The following is a 19,267-nucleotide window of genomic DNA, read 5'->3' as shown; positions in this document are numbered from 1 at the left end:
TACGCATAAGTGTCCACCGCGTGGTGACGATTTCGGGCCGCCGAGTCCATAGCGTGCTGTGCAGCCGCAGCCGCTCGAACCCACCGGTGACGACGCCTCATGGCGCCGCGGGCGGCGTCTGGTGCGGTGCGGCGTCCACTGCTGCTCGCCGCAGGTGCGCCACTGCGTGATGCGGCTGTCTTCACGTCGATTCCCAGTAATTCCTTGTGCCAGGAGACACCATGACCCGCCTCACCACCCTCAAGGCTCCCGCTGTGATCGCGCTCTGCTGCTCTGTGGGCGGTATCGCACTCGTCGGTTGCGACGACTCGTCGAATGCGGACGCCAAGCCCTCCGAAAGCTCCTCCGCGGAGAGGAAAGCCGCCGACGCCGAGGGAAAGCTGCTGACCGGGACGGAGAAGATCACGGTGGCCGGCCACTCGGTGAACGTGTCCTGCTCGGGTACGCCGGCCGACGACAGGCCCGTCATCGTCCTGCTGTCCGGAGGCGGCGACGATCTCAAGAAGATGGCCGGTCTCCAGAAGACCTTGAGCAAGAAGGACCGCGTCTGTTCCTACGACCGGCTCGGCCAGGGGGCCAGCGACAAGCCGTCGGGTCCGCAGACCTTCAAGAGCACCGGGAAGATCCTCACCGGCGTGCTCCACCAGGTCGCCGGTGACCGCCCGGTCGTCCTGGCGGGCCACTCCCTGGGTGGCATCATCGCCGCCCGCTACGCACCCGACCACCAGGACAAGGTCAAGGGACTGGCCCTGCTGGACGCCACCTCGCCGACGAACACCGCCGATGTCACCCACGCCATTCCCGCCTCCGCCACCGGCGAAGCAGCGAAACTGCGCGCGCAGTCCCTCGCGATCTTCAAGGGCAAGAACCCGGAGCAGCTGCGGATACCTGACGGGGAGGTCCGCGCCGCCGGGGACATCCCGGTCGCGGTGGTCAAGCATGGGAAGCCGTACCTCGCGGCCGTCCCCGAGTACGGGCCGGCCCTGGAGCGGTCCTGGACCCAGGGCCAGCGCGAGTGGCTCAAGCTCTCCGGCAACAGCCGGCTGAGCGTCGCCGAGAAGAGCGGGCACTACATCTACGTCGATCAGCCCGATGTCGCCGTCAAGGCCGTTCAGCGCGTCGCCGCGCAGGCCACCACGCGCTGAACCGGAGGTGGACCTTCGCCGTCGGTCCGCCGCGGGTCCGGCTGATGGTGTGGTGTCAGGCGTCTTCGGGATCCAGCTCGAACCGGAAATAGATGGTCAGCCAGTAGGGCTCGTCCTCGTCGTGCAGGTAATCCCAGGACACGTCCACCAGGAAGACGTCTTGCTCCCCCACCCACTCATGGGCCTTCCTGAAGACTTCCGCGGCGGTTGTCCCATGGAAGAGCTTCCTGGCGATGGGATGCACCCCGGTCTCGGCGTCCGAATCGTCGAAACCCTCCGGAACTTCCAGGCAGAGGTCGGGATCGAGCTCCATGGGACACCACTTTCCAGTCGGTTTGCTGCTACGGGTCGGCGGAGACCGGCCCTGTGGGCACGACGCCCGGTAGGACAGCCACACACCCGGACGGGTTGCTTCCGCCGAACAACGGCGGGCAGTGGCGGACAACGGCGACGAACGCCGACGAACGGCGACCATGGGCAGTACAGCGGCGAGGTGCCGCATCCGGTGGAACGGCCCGCGGTCCTTTGAACGACACGGCTCAGGTCACCAGTCCTCGGCGGTAGGCGTAGACGACCGCCTGGACGCGGTCGCGGAGTTCGAGTTTGCCGAGGATGCGTGACACGAAGGTCTTGACGGTCTCCTGGCTGATCACCAGGGAGGCGGCGATCTCGCTGTTGGAGAGTCCGTCGGCGATGAGGCGGAGGACCTCCAACTCCCGGGGCGTCAGCGGAATGTCGTCCGGAGTGCCACCGACGGGCCGGATACGGGAGGCGTACGTGCCCACGAGCCGGCGCGTCACCTCAGGATCCAGCAGTGCCGCACCCGTGGCGACGGTGCGGATCCCGTGCAGCAGCTGGGCCGGCGGTGCGTCCTTGAGCAGAAACCCGCTCGCACCCGCGCGCAGCGCCTCATAGACGTACTTGTCCAGGTTGAACGTCGTCACCACGAGCACCTTGACGGGGTCGGGCACCCCGGCGCCGGCGATCAGGCGGGTGGCCTCGATACCGTCGAGCACCGGCATACGGACGTCCATCACCACGATGTCCGGGCGCAGTCGGTCGACCAGCTGGACGGCGGCCTGTCCGTCCGCACACTCGCCCGCCACCGTGAGGTCGGGTTGCGCGTCGATGATCGTCACCAGTCCGGTACGGACCAGCACTTGGTCGTCGCAGACCAGAACCCGGATCGGTGCGGTCACGACGCGCCGCCTCCCGTCGGCACCGGTATCCGTGCCCGCACGACGAAGCCGCCGCCCGTGCGCGGACCGGCGCTGAAGTCTCCGTCCAGCACGGACACCCGCTCGCGGAGCCCGGCAAGGCCCCGCCCACTCCCGCCTGTGGCCGCCCCCGTGGTTCCGTTCCGCGGCGGGCCGGAACCGTCGGTGTGCACCTCCACAGCGATGTCCCTCGCACCGTGGCGCACCCGAACCGATGTGCGGTCGCCGTCCGCGTACTTGAGGGCGTTCGTCAGGGCCTCCTGAACGACCCGGTAGGCCACGAGTTCGGCGCTGCCGGTCGACTCCGCCGGTGTGCCCTCCTCGGTGAAGTCCACCGGATGCCCGGCCCGCCGTGTCTGCTCCACGAGGCCGAGGAATCCATCGACGGGCGGCTCCCCGGACCCAGCCCCGGACCCGGCGCCGACCCCGGACCCGTCCCCGGTGCCGTGGCCGGGGTTGAGCAGGTCGAGCAGATGGCGGAGGTCGGTCAGGGCCCGTCGGCCGGTGTCGGTGACGCTGGCCAGTGACTGGTCCAGGCGGTCGGGTGCGGCAGTCAGACAGCGTGCCGCCTCGGTCTGCACCACCATCGCCGTCACATGGTGGGTCACCACGTCGTGAAGCTCCGCCGCGATGCGGGCGCGCTCGGCGGCGCGGGTTTCCTCGGCGACGCGACGGCGGCGTTCGGCCTCCGCGGCGCGGGTGGAGCGCAGCCACGCCCCGATCCCCCATACGAAGGCCGTCGCCAGGTAGAACGTCGCGTAGCCGTCCAGCCCCTCGGTCCCACCGAGCCGGTCGAACGCGAACACCAGCGCCGCATACGCCGTGGAGAGGACGAGCACGGTGACGCGACGGTGCCGCCCCAGGTGGGCCCCCGCGCTCAGCAGCGCGACGGAGAATCCGGTGCCCGCAAGCGAGTGGTAGCCGCGGAGCTGATCGGCGACGAAGCCGAGCGACGCCAGGGCGAGGCACACCAGCGGCCACCGCCGCCGCACGGCGAGCGGGAGGGATTCGAGGGCGACCGCGGCCACGGCCAGTGCGTCGAAGGAGCGGTGCGGCAGACCGCCGAGCTGGGTCCCGTGGCTGTGCAGCGCCGGCACGAACGACGTGGCGAGAAGCAGCAGCGCGAGGGGAAGATCCCGGACCGTGGGGTCCAGTCGGCGCCACAGCTCCGCCCCCCTCCGAAGCCCCACGCGCCTCCGAAGACTGATCACCGAGAAAGTGTAGTGACGGCGTCAACCGCCGACGTCGACCGTCTCCTCCGTCCGCAGCCGGTGGAACCCGTCCCGGGTGCGCCTCGTCTCAACAACCAGTCGGCTTGCCGCACCGTCCTTCCGGAGGTCATATGCGGGTCAGGTCAGCGCGCCCCGTCGAACTGGTCGTTGCGGCTGCCCTGGCCACCGCCCTGCTGATGGCCACCGGCTGCGGCAGCCGGCAGCCGGATGGCGGCGGCGAATCGCAGGAGCGGGACCACCGCGCACGGCAGGTCGCAGCAGCCTGGGACGGGTCAGCTGCAGCCGCCGCATGGCGCTCCGGCTACCACCCTTTGGGTGAGGTGACCCAGCTGCCACAGGGCGGCCTTCGAGGCAAGGCCGACAAACAGGCCTACCGGGCCCGAAGCTTCGTTCTGCGGGGCCAACTGCCGGGCAACGGGAGGAAGGACGGCCGGGTGACCTGGCGCGGGGATGGTTCGCTCACCCGGCCGCTGTTGGCGGCGAAGGAGGCGTACAAAACCCTGACGCCCCACCACACCGAGCCGCACCTGACCGTGACCGGGGCAAGGCTGGGCGCAATGAGCGTGACCACCAGCCGTGGCCCGGCGGTGGTCCCGGCCTGGCTGTTCAACCTGGAGGGCTACGACTCTCCGCTGAAACAGCCCGCTGTCACCCCGTCGAAACTCCCCAGGTCGCCGATCGAACGGACCACCGACGTCCCCGGACACCCGGTGAGACAGTTGCTCGCACTCTCCCCCGACGGGCGGTCGGTGACCGTGGCTGCCCAGCACGGCGCCTGCGACAAGGGGGTCGTGGTGGACGTACTGGAAACACGCGGCAGTGTGGTGCTGTCGGGCTCCGTGAAGCCCGACAAGGACCGCAAGCCTGGCGACCTGTGCACCAAAGAGGCAATCTTCGAGCGGGTCACGGTGAAACTGCAACGAGCCGTGGGCAATCGCCCTCTGCTCGACGCGCTCACCGGCCGACCCATCCCTTACAGGCCGCCGCTCGGGCTCCAGCCGAGCCGGAGCTGAGCCAGGACCAGGAAAGTCCCGGCCCGTGCCACGGGTTCCGCGAACCGGCCTTGCCCGCTCCGCGCGTGCTTCCCCGAAAGCCCTGCTCACAGCGGCTCTCTCCGCCTTCGCGACCTCACCCCGCCGGCCCGCAGCAGCACGGTGCAGCTCGCGCGCCGTCGCTTTTCTCCCGCTTTGTGATCGATGCCACGGTGCGCACCGTACGGCAGTCCGGCGTCGGCACCGTGTCGCCCTACGAACACGAAGGGGCCGTCCGGCCCGCATTCCTGCAGGCCGGACGGCCCCTCATGACGTGGAGCCAAGGGGAGTCGAACCCCTGACATCTGCCATGCAAAGACAGCGCTCTACCAACTGAGCTATGGCCCCGTCGGGCACCAGGGTACCGGCTCCGGCGGGCGAATTCCGACCGGGTATCGCCCCGCCCCTGTCACCGTCCGTAGGATGCACCGCAAGTTCGCGCGAGCGAAGTGAAACAGGGCAGCCCAGGGGAGACGCCATGGACGCAGCAGCACAGGACCCGACAGCGAAGGCGCGCGAGCTCCAGAGTCAGTGGTACGGCGAGCCGTTGGGGACTCTCTTCCGTCGGCTGATCGAGGATCTGGGACTCAACCAGGCACGCCTCGCGACGGTGCTGGGACTGTCCGCTCCTATGCTTTCGCAGCTCATGAGCGGGCAGCGGGCAAAGATCGGGAACCCGGCCGTCGTCCAGCGCGTCCAGGCCCTCCAGGAGCTGGCCGCCGAGGTGGCGCGCGGCGATGTCAGCGCGGCGGACGCGACGAACCGGATGGACGAGATCCGACGCACCGCGGGCGGCAGTGTGCTCAACAACACCGCCCAGACCTCCTCCTCCGGCGCCTCCCAGACCCCCGTCAAGCGCGTCGTACGCGAGATCCAGGCCCTGCTGCGCTCGGTCTCGGACGCCGCCGACATCATCGAGGCGTCGAACGCGCTCGCCCCCTCCCACCCGGAGCTGGCAGAGTTCCTCCGGGTCTACGGTGCGGGCCGCACCGCGGACGCCGTCAAGCACTACGAGGCGCACCAGAGCTGATCAGCACGGGACGCACGGAGCGGAAGCCGCGGAAGCAGGGGGCAGGCGCAGCACCATGGGAGAGATCTTCGCCGGCAGGTACGAGCTGATCGATCCGATCGGTCGCGGCGGCGTCGGCATGGTCTGGCGCGCCTGGGACCACCGGCGCAAGCGGTACGTGGCCGCCAAGGTGCTCCAGCAGTCCGACGCCCACACTCTGCTGCGCTTCGTGCGCGAGCAGTCGCTGCGCATCGACCACCCGCATGTGCTGGCCCCGGCGAGCTGGGCGGCCGACGACGAGAAGGTCCTGTTCACCATGGCCCTGGTCCGGGGCGGGTCGCTGGCCCATCTCGTGGGCGACTACGGGCCGTTGCCTCCCACGTTCGTGTGCACCTTGCTCGACCAGTTGCTCTCCGGTCTGGCCGCCGTGCACGCCGAGAACGTGGTGCACCGGGACATCAAACCGGCGAACATCCTGCTGGAACCCACCGGCACCGGCCGCCCGCACCTGCGGCTGTCGGACTTCGGGATCTCCGTACGCAAGGGCGAGCCCCGCCTGACCGAGACCGACTACGTCGTCGGTACGCCCGGTTACTTCGCGCCCGAGCAGCTGCTGAACGCCGAGGCCGACTTCCCCTCCGACCTGTACGCGGTCGGACTGGTGGGGCTCTATCTGCTCACCGGCCGGAAACCGGACTCGCAGGAGCTGTTCGAGCAGTACGAGAACGGTGTGCCCGCCGCTCCCGAGGGGGTGCCCGAACCGCTGTGGCAGGTGCTGGGCCAGCTGCTGCAGCCCGACCCCGCCGCGCGCTTCCGCACCGCGACAGGCGCGCGCAAGGCACTGCTGGGCGCGGTGGAGCTGCTGGACGGGGACGCGACGGTGGAGCAGGAGACGGTCGAGGTCTTCGATCATCTCGGCCCGCTGCCGGAGGGCTTCGGCCCGGACGGTCCGCTGGACGGTGCCTCCCCGCCGGACAGGGACGCCCCCGCATCGACCGCCGGCCCCGGCCTGCCGCAGGCGCCGCCGCAACCGTCCGACACCGGGAGCTTCCCGCTGCGACCACCCGCACCGACGCCCACGCCCGCGCCTGCCGCTTCCGTGGCCACCGCCGGGGCCGCCACCGGGGCCGCCGCTCCGCCACCGGTTGCGCCGTCACTGCCGGCGTCCGCGCAGCCGAGCACGCCGCCGACCCCCACGTCCCGGCAGCCCGACCCGTACCCGCCCGTCGCGGGCGGCGGGGGGCCGGCCCATCCCTACCCGGCGTACCAGCCCCTCCGGCCCCCGGCCGGGCAGCCCGCCGCCCCGGCTGCTCCCGTACGCAGGCCCGGCCCCCCGCCGAAGGTCGCCATACCGGTGCTGGTGGTCGCTCTGGCCTGCCTGGTCGCGGGCGTCTGGGCCCTCACCGTCGCCGGTTAGCCGCCCGCCGTGCCGAACCGTTCCGCCAGAGGCGACCGGGGGGCACAGCGGGGCGGCGGGTTCACCGCTGGGGGCGGTCCCACGGCTGGGCCGCGGGTGGCACCGGCGCCTGTGCCGGCATCTGCACCGGCACCTGCGCAGGCAGCTGCGCCTTCGCGCTGCGTCGGGCCAGCAGCAGCCACGCGGCGAGTACGAGCAGCAGCGCGGTGCCCGCGCCGACGCCGACCCACCCGAACGTCCGCAGCGTCGCGTTGTCGTCGGCCTGGGCCTCGGTCAGGCCCTTCTCGGCCATCTCCCGGTCCTGGCCGTCGACCCCGAACCCCGCCGCAGCGGCGTCCCCGTCGTAGGACGGAGCGGGCCTGGGGTGCCCCTTGACGGCGATCCGCAGGGTGACAGGGGTGCCGTCGGGGAACGGCTTGACCATGTCCGGGCCGACGGTGACGGCCACGTAGTACCAGCCGGCGAAGCGGGTCCCGGAGACGGTGTCGAGGTCGAGGAAGCGGTTCTCGTAGCGGACCGGGTTGCTGTACCGGTCGAACTCGGCGCCGTCCCCGTCGTAGCTTCGGAAGTCCTCGTTGTAGAGGGGGGAGCGCGCCGGGTTGTAGACGTTCATCCGGAAGCCGTGGGGCAGGAACGTGCTGCCGGTGTCGTCCTGCCGCGCCGAGTTGGGCACCTCCACGCGCGCGTACAGCCGCTGACCCCAGTCGACGGGCACCCGGAAGTAGCGGGTCTCGCCCGGCCGCAGGCGGTCCTTCCAGACACCGTCGCCGAGCGCGCGTGCGTCGTTGAAGCCGGTGCCGCCCTTGCGGGTCCGCGCCGCCGACGAGGGCACCGCCGGGCGGGTGTTGTTGTCGTCGGTCTCCTCCTCGGCGCCCGGCCGCGGGGCGGGGACGGCGCCCTTGAGCCCGGGCTCCTCCATGACCGACAGCTCCAGCGGCCATGAGCTCGGGTCGGAGTTGTCGCCCTCCTCGCGGACGACGTGCACGAGGTAGGGGCCCTTGGTGCGGCAGGTCTCGCCGGCGGGGTCGCCCATCAGCCGGGCGGCGTGGGCGGAGAGCGGGAAGGCGGTGTCGCCGGAGCCCTTGGTCGTGCCCTGGTCGCAGCGGTCGCCGTCGGTGTTCTGCAGCGTCACCTTCAGACCGTCCCGGAAGGTGATCCTGGTGCCGGGGTCCGGGATCCCGGTGGCGGTGATGTGGACGTCGGAGGAGGCGTCCAGGTCGAGGGCGTAGTACTTCTCCTCGCCCGGCTCGATGCGGTCGGTGAAAAGACCGGGCGCCACCTTGGGCGCGTCCGCGCTGCTGGAGGTGCCGGTCACCTTCTTGGCGTCCTCGGCCGTCCGGTAGGGGCGCGGTTCGCCCGCCGCCCACGCGCCCGGCGCTGCCGCGCCCAGGGCCGCCGCAGTCACACACAGCACGGCCGACAGCGCGCCCGCACGGCCCCTGAGCCGGTAGTTGTGCCGAGTCACCACGTTCCACCCCTCGTCGCGTTCACGCTCCGGACCCTGGCACGGCGGTGCAGCGCGTACCAGACCCCTCCTGCCAGCAGCAGCACGGCCGCGGCTCCGCCGCCCGCCGACACGGCCGGGTGCGGGCCGGAGTCCCCCGCCTGCTTCCCGTCCCCGCCACCGCCGCCGGTACCGGTACCGGCGGTGGCGGCGCCGTCGGCCGCTGCCTGCGCACCGGCGAACGGGGCGTCGTGCTCGGGCCCCTGCTTCGCCCGGCCCTTGACGTCGACGCGCAGCACGACACGGACGGCGGCGTTGTCGGCGATCCGGGCGGCTCCGGCGCCCAGCGTGACGGCGATGTAGTACTCGCCGCCGCGCCGCACGGGCTGCACGAAGCTCGACGGCTCCGCCCGGTTCTGCCAGGAGACGGGCACCGTACCCTGCGACACCTTCACCGGGTCACCCCGGTAGGGCCGCCGCGCGGTGAACTCCGGCCCGTCGCCGATCGGCAGCCGCCCGGGTGCGTACAGCCGGGTCCGCACGTACGAGAAAGAGGCGCCGTTCTTTCGGCGCTCCGGCTCGTTGGCGAACTCCACGTCGTAGCGCAGCTGCTGGTTCCAGCCCACCGGGACCCGGTACCAGCGGGTCTGGGCGGGCACCAGGGTGTCGCGCCAGACGCCCTTCTTCAGTTTCTCGGCGTCGTTGAAGCCGGTGCCGCCCTCGATGTCCCTGGGCGTTCCGGTCGGCAGCGTGGCGTCCTTGCCGCCACCCCGGTACCCGGTCTCCGCGCGGGCCGGCGTCGCCCCCGCGGGCAGCGGCCGCTCGGTGCCGAGCCGCAGCTCCACGGGCCAGCGCGCCCGGTCGGAGCCCTCGGCGGTCTCGCGGGTCAGCTCGAAGGTGAACCGGCCCGGCCGGTCGCAGTCGCGGCTGCCGTCCTTGCCGGGGATGCGGCTGACGGCCGCGGTGACCGGGGTGCCGCCCTCGTCCTGTTCGAACCAGGACCGGTCGCTGCCGCAGCTGCTGCCGTCGGCGCTGCGCAGCGTCAGCTCCAGCCCGTCCAGCCGGCCCACCCGCGACCCGGGCTGCGGGACGCCCGTGGCGGCGAAGTCCACGGCCTTCGCCGCCGCTGCGCCGTCCAGCTCGGTGGCGTACCAGCGGGTCTCGCCGGGCCCGATGGTGTCCAGGTACTGGCCGGGGGCGCGCAGCGTGGGGGCGTCGGCGGAGGAGCGGCTCCCGGCGACCCGCTCGCCCTCGAAGCGGTAGCCGTCGGCCGACTGCCGGCCGGCGCGTTCGAGTTCGCGGGCCAGGTCGTCGGCCTTCGGGGCGTCGTAGTACGTGCCGTGCCCGGCCCGGGCGATGCACTCCAGCTGCTCGCGGGCCTTGCCCCGCACCTGGAAGCCGATGGCGTCGATCCGCAGATCGAGCCCGTCCCTGGACAGCTCCTCGGCGACCTCGCAGGGCTTCGGCGTCCCGCAGGTGTCCTCGCCGTCGGAGACCAGCACGATGGTGCGGCGGCCGAACCCGTTCTCCGGCGCCTCGGGCAGGTCGGCGGCGGCCTTCCGCAGGGAGTGGCCGATGGGCGTCTCGCCCCTGGGCCGCACCTTCGCGACGGCCTTCTTGATGCGTTCCCGCTCCAGCGGCCCGACGGGTTCGGCGAGCCGGGTGTCGGTGCAGCTGTCGGTCTTGTCGGCACCGTAGACACGCAGCCCGGTCGGGTAGGCGTCGGGCAGGCTGTCGACGAGCGTGCCGACCGCCTTGCGCGCGGACTGCATCCGGGTCCGCCCCGAGTCGTCCCGCTCCGCCATGGAGCCCGAGGAGTCCAGCACGATCTCCAGCGAGTTCCGGGCGAGCGGGTCGGTGCCCGGGTCGGCCGGGGCCGCTACGGCGGGGTGGGTGGCGGCCCCCGCCAGGAGCCCGGTGATCAGGGCGAGCAGCGCCCCGCCCGTCACCCCTACGGCCAGGCGGTTTCGCACTGGTGGCATACCTTCGTCCCCCTCGGACCTCTGCTCGGTCTCCAGCTCGCCTGCGGCAGCTTTGCTTGAGCACGGTATTGCTTTGCAGGAGCAAGCAACAAGGGGGAATGTGTCACGGTACGGCAACAGCGCTCCCGCTGTACGCCGTCCTGCCCCCGCACCGCCCGCCACCCCGAAATCCCGCAGAACAGGGGCTGATTCAGGGCTTCCACCGCTGGCGGTCCGCTCACTCAGGGACGCCGACCATGACGGAGGCCCCGGTCGCCATGGGCGGCCGGGGCCTCTCGTTCACTGTTCGCTGGGGTTACACACCCGAACCTGCGGGCACGGAGTCGGTCGCCTCCGTCCACAGATCCTGCTCGGCGCGGTCCGCCTGGATCTGGCGGTACACGAGGAGACCGCCGATGGCGGCCAGTGCGACCAGGAAAAGCTTCTTCACCGCGCTACCTCGTCCTTCATAGACATTGGGACCTCTCTGGCGGCCGATGATACCCAACAGCCTCCCCGTACAGCCGGGTCGGCCCGGCGGCGCCCCGACGTGCCGTCTGCGGTTTTCCGGGCCGGACGCCGAGGTGCGGCACAGACCACCGCCGACGCCGCCTCACGCGGTCCGCGAGCGCTTCTTCCGCTTCGCACTGGAACGCTCCTCCAGCTGGATCTCCCGCTCGGCGCCGGGCACACCCTCGCCCAGCTGCCGGCCGCGCTCCCGCTCGGAGTTGAACTCGGCACCCAGCACGATGGCCAGATTGGTGATCCACAGCCACACCAGGAAGACCACGACCCCACCCAGCGTGCCGTACGTCTTGTTGTACGACCCGAAGTTCGCCACGTAGAACGCGAACCCCACCGAGGCGATCAGCCACACCAGCAGCGCCAGCGCGGCACCGGGCAGCACCGAGGTGAAACCACGGATGCGCACATTGGGCGAGGCGTAGTACAGCACCGCGATGATCAGGATGACCACGAGCACCATCACCGGCCATTTGGCCCAGTTCCACGCGGTCACCGCCGCGTCCCCGGCGCCCAGCGCGTCCCCGGCCTTCTTCGCCAGCGGCCCGCTGATCACCAGCGCGATCAGCACCAGCGCCTGGAGCAGCACCGCGATCAGCGTCACCAGCAGCTGCACGGGCCGCAGCTTGAAGACGGAGCGGCCCTCCTCCACCTCGTAGATCACGTTCGAGGCGCGGATGAAGGCTCCGACGTACCCGGAGGCCGTCCACAGCGCACCCAGAGCGCCGACGATCAGCAGCACGGTGGGGGTGCCGGAGCCGGAGGCCATGGACTCGATCGGCTTCTTGAACGTGTCGACGGCGGACGCCGGGCCGATCGAGCTGACCAGGTCGTTCAAGGTACTGATGATCTTCTTCGGGCTCATCACCAGGCTGACCAGCGAGAGCAGCGCGATCAGCGCGGGGAAGATCGACAACACCGAGTAGTAGGTGAGCGCCGCGGCCGTGTCGGAGAGGTTGTCCTCCTTGAACTCGGTCAGGGTGCGCTTGAGCGTCTGCCCGAGGGTGCCGCTGCGCGCGTGCGGTGGCCCCTCGGGCCGCCGGCCGGACGTCTTCTCCCGTTCGGGATCCCGCACGGCCGCGGGCTCTGGCTTCTCTGGCTCCCTCTCGGGCCCGCGCTCCGGTTCGTGCTCGGGGGCGCGCCCGGGCTCCTGCCCGTGCTCAGGCTCGTTCTCGGGCCGCGGCCCGGGATCGGGACCGGTCATCACAGCACTCCGCTCGCCGAGGAGGCGCTCGTCGGCGCCGACGGTCAGGACGCGCTACCGGTACCAGGGCCCGCAGTGGCGCAAACGTCGGCGGCGCCGGCGGGCCGGGACCGGGGCGGGCCGGCGGCTCGACGGCCGTGGCCCGCCCCGTCACTCCCCCATCCCTCGGGCGGCGCTCAGCGGACGTCCACGCAGTCGCCCTTCGAGGTGACCGACGGCGTGGTCGAGGTACCGGCGAAGGAGTAGCGCCAGCAGGTGTCCTTGCCCGCGGTACGGGTGGTCTTGACCTTCCCGGCGGACGAACCGCTGCCGCTGGTGTACGACTTGAGCGTGGCGTAGCTGCCGCCGCTCATCGGACGCGACTGGAGCTTCACCGCCTGCTTGGTGTAGCCCGCGTACTTGGAGGTGTCCCAGTTGGCCCGGGAGAGGTAGCCGGAGATGGTGATCGTCCGGCCCTTCTTCACCGGCTCCGGGGAAGCGTTCACGGTGAGCTTGGAGTAGCGCTTCATCGCGAACGTCTTCGCGACGTCCCGGTCCACCCAGTCCGCGTCGTTGCCCTGCGCGATGACCGCTACCTTCCAGGTGCCCGCAGCCGCGTTGAACAGATCCACCTGCGGGTCGATGGTGAAGGTCTGCTTGCAGGTGGCGGTGGTGGCCGAGGTCACCGTACAGGTGGCCTCGTCCTCGTTCGCCAGGACACCGGTATCGATGTCGTCCACGCTCGAACCGTGCCACAGCACGGAATCGGCCCAGGCGACACCGGAGTCGTCGGTCACCTTGTAGGAGACCGTCACCGTCTTGGTCTTGGTGGTGCCGAGCACCACGTCCTTGCCACCGTTGACCACGACGTCGGAGACCGTCGTGTCGCCGTAGCCGTCGTCGGGCGTGGTGGCGCGCATCCCGAACGGGGCGGCCTCACGCTGCGTGGAGGCGGCCTTGCGCACGTCGGCGTCGTGGGCGGCGCGGACCGCCGCACCCGCGTCCTTCGCCGGCGCCTCGGCAGCGAGGGCGGCCGGTATCGCGAGAGCGGACAGAGCCAGGGCACCGCTCACGGCGGCGGCAGTGGCACGCATACGCATGTGTTTCCCCAAGTGGAGAAGGGGCCCCGCGAGCCGGCTGCTCGTGGAAGGGCCCAAGTTTCGAAGGAGTCTGTTGACTCGGGGAAGGAGATCCTCGAAAGCCCCAGAAGGTTGCACGACAGTCGAGAAAGAGAGCTCTTTGCGGACAAGGACTCTTTTGTCTCCATCAGCAGCACCACACTCGCCCGCCACCCACCGTCACCGGGAACCACACACGGCACGCAGAAGGCCCGGTCCCTCTTCCGAGGGGCCGGGCCTTCCGTTCTTGCGTTTTGCCACTGTGCGGCTACCAGGACTTGAACCTGGGGCCTCTTCCTTATCAGGGAAGCGCTCTAACCGTCTGAGCTATAGCCGCGCGCTGCACAGAAAGGTTAGCGCACTTCAGCCGTGGTCCCAAATCGGTTCCACGGGGGCCCGGGGACGGCTCCCGCGGACCGGGGCGGGGCGCCTACTCGTCCTCGGCCAGCGTCAGCTCGACGCCGCCGACGAAGCCGGCCGAGAGGTTGTAGATGAAGGCACCCAGGGTGGCCAGCGCGGTGGCCAGCACCACGTTGATCACCGCGATGAGCGAGGTGAAGAGCAGGACGCGGGGCAGCGAGAGGAAGGTCTCCAGATCGAAACCGCCGTTGCCCTCGGCGCTGGTGGCCTCGCTGACGGTGCCGCCCAGGGTGGAGAAGACGCCCATCGCGTCCATCACCATCCACAGCACGGCGACCGCCACGACGGTGCACACCCCCAGCGCGACGGCCAGCAGGAAGCTGACCTTCATCACCGACCAGGGGTCGGCCTTCGCCACCCGCAGCCGGGCCTTGCGCGTCCGCGGAACCGTACGCGCCCCGGTGCGGGGCTTGCGTACGGCTTCCGGACCCGGCTCCGGCCGACCCGACCGCCCCGCCTGCCCGGGATCCGGCGACGGATAGGCCTGCGGCGGCCGGTGCGGCTGCTGCTCGGGCTGCGGCTGGGCCGGGGACGGGGGCTTCGCCTGCGGCTGAGCCTTCGGCTGCGGCTGAGCACCACTCACGCCCTGCTCCTAGTTGTCCTAGTCGTCGTCCGGGTCGGGCGCGTCCTGCTGCTCCCCCTCTTCGGGGATACCCGCCGCGGCCTCCACTTCCTCGGCCTCTCGACCGGCTTCGGCGTTACGTGCGACGCCGACAACCGCGTCCTTCTTGCCCAGGTTGATCAGTTGAACGCCCATGGTGTCACGGCCGGTCTCCCGCACCTCGTTGACCCGCGTACGGATCACACCGCCGCCGAGCGTGATGGCGAGGATCTCATCGGTCTCCTCGACCACCAGCGCGCCGACCAGTGACCCCCGGTCCTCCACGATCTTGGCGGCCTTGATGCCGAGACCGCCGCGTCCCTGGACCCGGTACTCGTCCACGTTGGTCCGCTTCGCGTACCCGCCGTCGGTCGCCGTGAACACGAACGTACCCGCCCGCACGACATTCATCGAGAGGAGTTCGTCGTCTTCGCGGAAACTCATCCCCTTGACACCGGAGGTGGCCCGGCCCATCGGACGCAGCGCCTCGTCGGTTGCGGTGAAGCGGATCGACTGCGCCTTCTTGCTGACCAGCAGCAGATCGTCGTCGGGAGAGACCAACTCGGCGCCGATCAGCTCGTCGTCGCGGCCGTCATCCATCTCGCGGAGGTTGATGGCGATGACGCCGCCGGAGCGGGGCGAGTCGTAGTCCTTCAGCGGCGTCTTCTTGACCAGGCCGGACTTGGTGGCCAGCACCAGATAGGGGGCCGCCTCGTAGTCCCGGATGGCGAGGATCTCGGCAATCTGCTCATCCGGTTGGAAGGCCAGCAGATTCGCCACATGCTGGCCGCGCGCGTCCCGCCCGGCGTCCGGCAACTCGTACGCCTTGGCCCGGTAGACGCGGCCCTTGTTGGTGAAGAACAGCAGCCAGTGGTGGGTGGTGGAGACGAAGAAGTGGTCGACGATGTCGTCTTCCTTCAACTTCGTGCCGCGCACCCCCTTGCCGCCGCGCTTCTGGGCCCGGTAGTCGTCCGTCTTGGTGCGCTTGACGTAGCCGCCACGGGTGATCGTGACGACGATGTCCTCCTCGGCGATCAGGTCCTCGATGGACATGTCGCCCTCGAAGGGGATCAGCTTGGTACGCCGGTCGTCGCCGAACTTGTCGACGATCGCGCGCAGCTCCTCGCCGATGATCTGACGCTGCCGCTCCGGGGAGGCGAGGATCGCGTTGTACTCGTTGATCTTCGCCTGCAGCTCGTCGTGCTCGGCGGTGATCTTCTGCCGCTCCAGTGCGGCCAGCCGGCGCAGCTGCATCTCCAGGATCGCGTTGGCCTGGATCTCGTCGATCGTCAGCAGCCCCATCAGCCCCTCGCGGGCCTCATCGACGGTCTGGCTGCGCCGGATCAGCGCGATGACCTCGTCGATCGCGTCCAGCGCCTTGAGCAGCCCGCGCAGGATGTGGGCGCGCTCCTCGGCCTTGCGCAGCCGGAAGCGGGTGCGGCGCACGATGACATCGATCTGGTGCGCGACCCAGTGCCGGATGAAGGCGTCCAGCGACAGGGTGCGCGGCACGCCTTCGACCAGTGCCAGCATGTTGGCACCGAAGTTGGTCTGCAGATCGGTGTGCTTGTAGAGGTTGTTGAGGACGACCTTGGCGACCGCGTCCCGCTTCAGGACGATGACGAGCCGCTGGCCCGTACGCGAGGACGTCTCGTCGCGGACGTCGGCGATGCCGCCGATCCGGCCGTCCTTGACCAGGTCGGCGATCTTCAGCGCGAGGTTGTCCGGGTTGACCTGGTAGGGCAGCTCGGTGACGACCAGGCACTGGCGGCCCTGGATCTCCTCGACCTCCACCACGGCCCGCATGGTGATCGAACCGCGCCCGGTGCGGTAGGCCTCCTCGATGCCCCTACGGCCCACGACCAGCGCGCCGCTGGGGAAGTCCGGGCCCTTGATCCGCTCGATGAGGGCATCCAGCAGTTCCTCGTTGGAGGCCTCGGGGTGGTCGAGGTACCACTGCGCACCGGCGGCCACCTCCCGCAGGTTGTGCGGAGGGATGTTGGTCGCCATACCGACGGCGATACCGGCCGAACCGTTGATCAGCAGGTTGGGGAAGCGGGACGGCAGGACCGTCGGCTCCTGGTTGCGGCCGTCGTAGTTGTCCTGGAAGTCGACGGTCTCCTCGTCGATGTCCCGGAGCATCTCCATGGCCAGCGGGGCCATCTTGCACTCGGTGTACCGCATGGCCGCCGCCGGGTCGTTGCCCGGCGAGCCGAAGTTGCCGTTGGAGTCCACCAGCGGCATCCGCATCGACCACGGCTGCGCCAGCCGCACCAGTGCGTCGTAGATGGAGGTGTCACCGTGCGGGTGGTAGGTGCCCATGACGTCGCCGACGACGCGGGCGCACTTGTAGTAGCCCTTCTCGGGGCGGTAGCCGCCGTCGTACATCGCGTACAGCACCCGGCGGTGCACCGGCTTGAGGCCGTCGCGGATGTCGGGCAGCGCCCGGCTCACGATCACGCTCATCGCGTAGTCGAGGTAGGAGCGCTGCATCTCCGTCTCGAGGCTGACGGGCTCGACGCGGGCACCCGCCTCGGTGTCCACCAGCGCGCTGTCGGGCGCGGGGGCGTTCTCGGGCGTCGGCTCTGGGGTGGTGGGGATCTCGTCGGCCATGCTCAGATCAGGTCCTTGGGGTATGCGCGGCAGTCGCGCGTTACGGCGAAAACTTTCCCGCCGCAACGGCGACAAGCCACGGCGGAGAGGGTCCGGCGGCTGTCAAACCGACTCGGCCGGCGCGTTCGGCTCATGGGGCAGCCGCCTAAATGTCCAGGAACCGGACATCCTTGGCATTGCGCTGGATGAACGAGCGGCGGGCCTCGACGTCCTCGCCCATGAGGATGGAGAACAGGTCGTCGGCGGCCGCGGCGTCGTCCAGGGTCACCTGGCGCAGGACACGGTGCTCGATGTCCATGGTGGTGACCCGCAGCTCGTCCGCGTTCATCTCGCCCAGGCCCTTGAAGCGCTGCACCGAGTCGTCCCTGATGCGCTTGCCCTGCTCGCGGCCGAGCTGGATGAGGCTGTCGCGCTCGGGGTCGGAGTAGGCGTACTGGTACTCGTCCCGGCTCCACTTGATCTTGTACAGCGGCGGCTGGGACAGGAAGACGTGACCGGCCTCCACCAGCGGCCGCATGAAGCGGAAGAGCAGGGTGAGCAGCAGGGTGTTGATGTGCTGGCCGTCGACATCGGCGTCCGCCATCAAGATGATCTTGTGATAGCGGAGCTTCTCGATGTCGAAGTCCTCGTGCACGCCCGTGCCGAACGCCGAGATCAGCGCCTGCACCTCGGCGTTCTGCAGGACCTTGTCGATCCGTGCCTTCTCGACGTTCAGGATCTTGCCGCGGATCGGCAGGATGGCCTGGTACTCGGGGTCACGGCCGGACTTGGCCGAACCGCCCGCCGAGTCGCCCTCCACGATGAAGATCTCGCACTTGACCGGGTCGTTGGACTGGCAGTCCGAGAGCTTGCCCGGCAGCGAAGCCGTCTCCAGCAGCCCCTTGCGCCGCGTCAGATCCCGCGCCTTGCGCGCGGCGACCCGCGCCGTGGCCGCCTGGATGCCCTTGCGGATGATGTCCGCGGCCTCGTTCGGGTTCCGGTCGAGCCAGTCGGTCAGCTGCTCGTGGACGATCTTCTGGACGAACGTCTTGGCCTCGGTGTTGCCCAGCTTCGTCTTCGTCTGGCCCTCGAACTGCGGCTCGCCGAGCTTGACGGAGATGATCGCGGTCAGACCCTCGCGGATGTCCTCACCCGTGAGGTTGTCGTCCTTCTCGCGCAGCAGCTTGCGGTCGCGCGCGTACCGGTTGATCAGCCCCGTCAGCGCGGCCCGGAAACCCTCCTCATGGGTGCCGCCCTCATGGGTGTGGATGGTGTTGGCGAAGGAGTAGACACCCTCGCTGTACTGGCTGTTCCACTGCATCGCGATCTCGACCGAGAGCATCCGCTCGGTGTCCTCCGACTCGAAGGAGATCACGCTGTCGTGGACCAGTTCACCCTTACGGGAGTTGAGATAGCGGACGAAGTCCGCGATACCGCCCTCGTAGTGGTACCGGACGGTGTTGGGGTTGCCGTCCTCGTCGACGTGCCCCTCGCGCTCGTCGGTCAGCGAGATGGTCAGCCCCTTGTTGAGGAACGCCATCTCCTGGAAGCGCCGCGACAGCGTCTCGAAGGAGTAGTCCGTCGTCTCGAAGATGTCGCTGTCCGCCCAGAACGTGACCACGGTGCCGGTCTCGTCCGTGGCCTCGTTCCGCGACAGCGGAGCCGTCGGCGCACCCAGCTTGTAGTCCTGCGTCCAGCGGTAGCCGTCGGTCTTGACCTCGACGGCGACCTTGGTGGACAGCGCGTTGACGACGGAGACACCGACGCCGTGCAGACCGCCGGAGACGGCGTACCCGCCGCCGCCGAACTTGCCGCCCGCGTGCAGCACGGTGAGCACGACCTCGACGGCCGGCTTCCCCTCGGACGGGATGATGCCCACCGGGATACCGCGTCCGTTGTCGGTGACCCGGACGCCACCGTCGGCGAGCAGCACCACCTCGATGGTGTCCGCGTGCCCGGCGAGCGCCTCGTCGACGGAGTTGTCGACCACCTCGTACACAAGGTGATGAAGGCCACGCTCACCGGTCGACCCGATGTACATGCCGGGCCGTTTGCGAACCGCGTCCAGTCCCTCCAGGACCGTGATCGCGCTCGCGTCGTACGACGGCACCTCGGTGCCGGCGCCCGCCTGCTGCGCGGACGCGGAAGCGCCGCCGCCCGCGGGGTCGGGCACGGCGGCACCGTCTTCAGCTACCCGTTCGGGGGTCACCTCCGCGGACTGCGGCGGAGTCGTCTTGTCGTTCTCGTTGAGATCGCCGGAATCGGCCACGAAGCGCCCTTTCTGGCACAGCACAGGCCGTCTCCAGGGCAAGGCGGAGCGGCTGCGTCGTTCGACATGTTCCGCAACGGTGCGGTAGTCCCCCAGTGTACCGGTG

At 70.2% G+C, this 19,267-nt stretch carries 15 protein-coding genes and 2 tRNA genes; 4 read left to right on the top strand and 13 right to left on the bottom strand.

Translation table 11 applies throughout. The annotated features are described in order from the left end of the window. Positions 1 to 221 precede the first annotated feature (221 nt). Complete coding sequence (locus JW613_RS04200) at positions 222 to 1,145, top strand: alpha/beta fold hydrolase (RefSeq protein ID WP_209209350.1); 924 nt, start codon at positions 222 to 224, stop codon at positions 1,143 to 1,145. Positions 1,146 to 1,200: 55 nt separating this feature from the next. Here JW613_RS04200 and JW613_RS04195 read toward each other — a convergent pair whose 3' ends face one another. From JW613_RS04195 to JW613_RS04185, 3 genes are all read right to left on the bottom strand, one after another. Then, a complete protein-coding gene (locus JW613_RS04195; protein WP_209209349.1) occupies positions 1,201 to 1,458 on the bottom strand; it encodes a hypothetical protein in 258 nt (85 codons plus the stop codon). A 226-nt stretch (positions 1,459 to 1,684) separates the two neighbouring features. After that, entirely contained in the window at positions 1,685 to 2,344 is a 660-nt protein-coding gene (locus tag JW613_RS04190) for a response regulator (RefSeq protein WP_209209348.1), read from the bottom strand. After that, positions 2,341 to 3,573 carry a sensor histidine kinase gene (locus JW613_RS04185; protein WP_307865786.1) on the bottom strand — a complete coding sequence of 411 codons (1,233 nt, stop codon included), beginning with the start codon at positions 3,571 to 3,573 and terminating at the stop codon, positions 2,341 to 2,343. The genes JW613_RS04190 and JW613_RS04185 overlap by 4 nt, the downstream gene beginning before the upstream one ends. Positions 3,574 to 3,704: 131 nt before the next feature. Between JW613_RS04185 and JW613_RS04180 the strand changes: the two genes are divergently transcribed. Continuing rightward, entirely contained in the window at positions 3,705 to 4,607 is a 903-nt protein-coding gene (locus JW613_RS04180) for a hypothetical protein (RefSeq protein WP_209209347.1), read from the top strand. A gap of 293 nt (positions 4,608 to 4,900) precedes the next feature. Here the strand turns inward: JW613_RS04180 and JW613_RS04175 are convergent. After that, positions 4,901 to 4,973: transfer RNA gene (locus tag JW613_RS04175), tRNA-Ala, on the bottom strand. Between the two features lie 130 nt (positions 4,974 to 5,103). Between JW613_RS04175 and JW613_RS04170 the strand changes: the two genes are divergently transcribed. Together JW613_RS04170 and JW613_RS04165 are read left to right on the top strand one after the other, a co-directional pair. Continuing rightward, positions 5,104 to 5,655 carry a helix-turn-helix domain-containing protein gene (locus tag JW613_RS04170; protein ID WP_099882832.1) on the top strand — a complete coding sequence of 184 codons (552 nt, stop codon included), beginning with the start codon at positions 5,104 to 5,106 and terminating at the stop codon, positions 5,653 to 5,655. Between the two features lie 55 nt (positions 5,656 to 5,710). Further along, a complete protein-coding gene (locus tag JW613_RS04165; RefSeq protein ID WP_209209346.1) occupies positions 5,711 to 7,051 on the top strand; it encodes a serine/threonine protein kinase in 1,341 nt (446 codons plus the stop codon). Positions 7,052 to 7,112: 61 nt separating this feature from the next. Here JW613_RS04165 and JW613_RS04160 read toward each other — a convergent pair whose 3' ends face one another. From JW613_RS04160 to gyrB, 9 genes are all read right to left on the bottom strand, one after another. Further along, entirely contained in the window at positions 7,113 to 8,519 is a 1,407-nt protein-coding gene (locus tag JW613_RS04160; RefSeq protein WP_209209345.1) for a hypothetical protein, read from the bottom strand. Further along, positions 8,513 to 10,477: a vWA domain-containing protein gene (locus tag JW613_RS04155; RefSeq protein ID WP_209209344.1), complete on the bottom strand. Its 1,965-nt coding sequence runs from the start codon at positions 10,475 to 10,477 to the stop codon at positions 8,513 to 8,515. Before JW613_RS04155 ends, JW613_RS04160 begins: the two co-directional genes overlap by 7 nt. A 295-nt stretch (positions 10,478 to 10,772) precedes the next feature. Beyond that, on the bottom strand, positions 10,773 to 10,907 hold the full coding sequence (locus JW613_RS04150; protein ID WP_019356762.1) for a DLW-39 family protein: 135 nt from the start codon (positions 10,905 to 10,907) through the stop codon (positions 10,773 to 10,775). 162 nt (positions 10,908 to 11,069) lie between these two features. Next, positions 11,070 to 12,182, bottom strand: a complete 1,113-nt coding sequence (locus JW613_RS04145; protein WP_209209343.1) for a YhjD/YihY/BrkB family envelope integrity protein — start codon at positions 12,180 to 12,182, stop codon at positions 11,070 to 11,072. A gap of 176 nt (positions 12,183 to 12,358) precedes the next feature. Further along, positions 12,359 to 13,255, bottom strand: coding sequence for a DUF5707 domain-containing protein (locus JW613_RS04140; protein ID WP_307865785.1), 897 nt, complete (start codon positions 13,253 to 13,255; stop codon positions 12,359 to 12,361). Between the two features lie 287 nt (positions 13,256 to 13,542). Continuing rightward, positions 13,543 to 13,616, bottom strand: a tRNA-Ile gene (locus JW613_RS04135). A 93-nt stretch (positions 13,617 to 13,709) separates the two neighbouring features. Then, a complete protein-coding gene (locus JW613_RS04130; RefSeq protein WP_099882820.1) occupies positions 13,710 to 14,282 on the bottom strand; it encodes a DUF3566 domain-containing protein in 573 nt (190 codons plus the stop codon). A gap of 18 nt (positions 14,283 to 14,300) precedes the next feature. Further along, the gene (gene gyrA / locus JW613_RS04125) at positions 14,301 to 16,913 is read right to left on the bottom strand and encodes a DNA gyrase subunit A (protein ID WP_209209341.1); all 2,613 of its coding nucleotides are present in this window, start codon (positions 16,911 to 16,913) and stop codon (positions 14,301 to 14,303) included. 145 nt (positions 16,914 to 17,058) lie between these two features. Then, positions 17,059 to 19,185 carry a DNA topoisomerase (ATP-hydrolyzing) subunit B gene (gene gyrB, locus JW613_RS04120; RefSeq protein ID WP_209209340.1) on the bottom strand — a complete coding sequence of 709 codons (2,127 nt, stop codon included), beginning with the start codon at positions 19,183 to 19,185 and terminating at the stop codon, positions 17,059 to 17,061. Positions 19,186 to 19,267 lie beyond the last annotated feature (82 nt).

Source organism: Streptomyces smyrnaeus, from assembly GCF_017676345.1.
In the GTDB taxonomy this organism is placed as follows: Bacteria; Actinomycetota; Actinomycetes; order Streptomycetales; family Streptomycetaceae; genus Streptomyces; species Streptomyces smyrnaeus.
The sequence above is the reverse complement of the archived record's forward strand: the minus strand, read 5'-3'. Positions and strand labels throughout refer to the sequence as shown.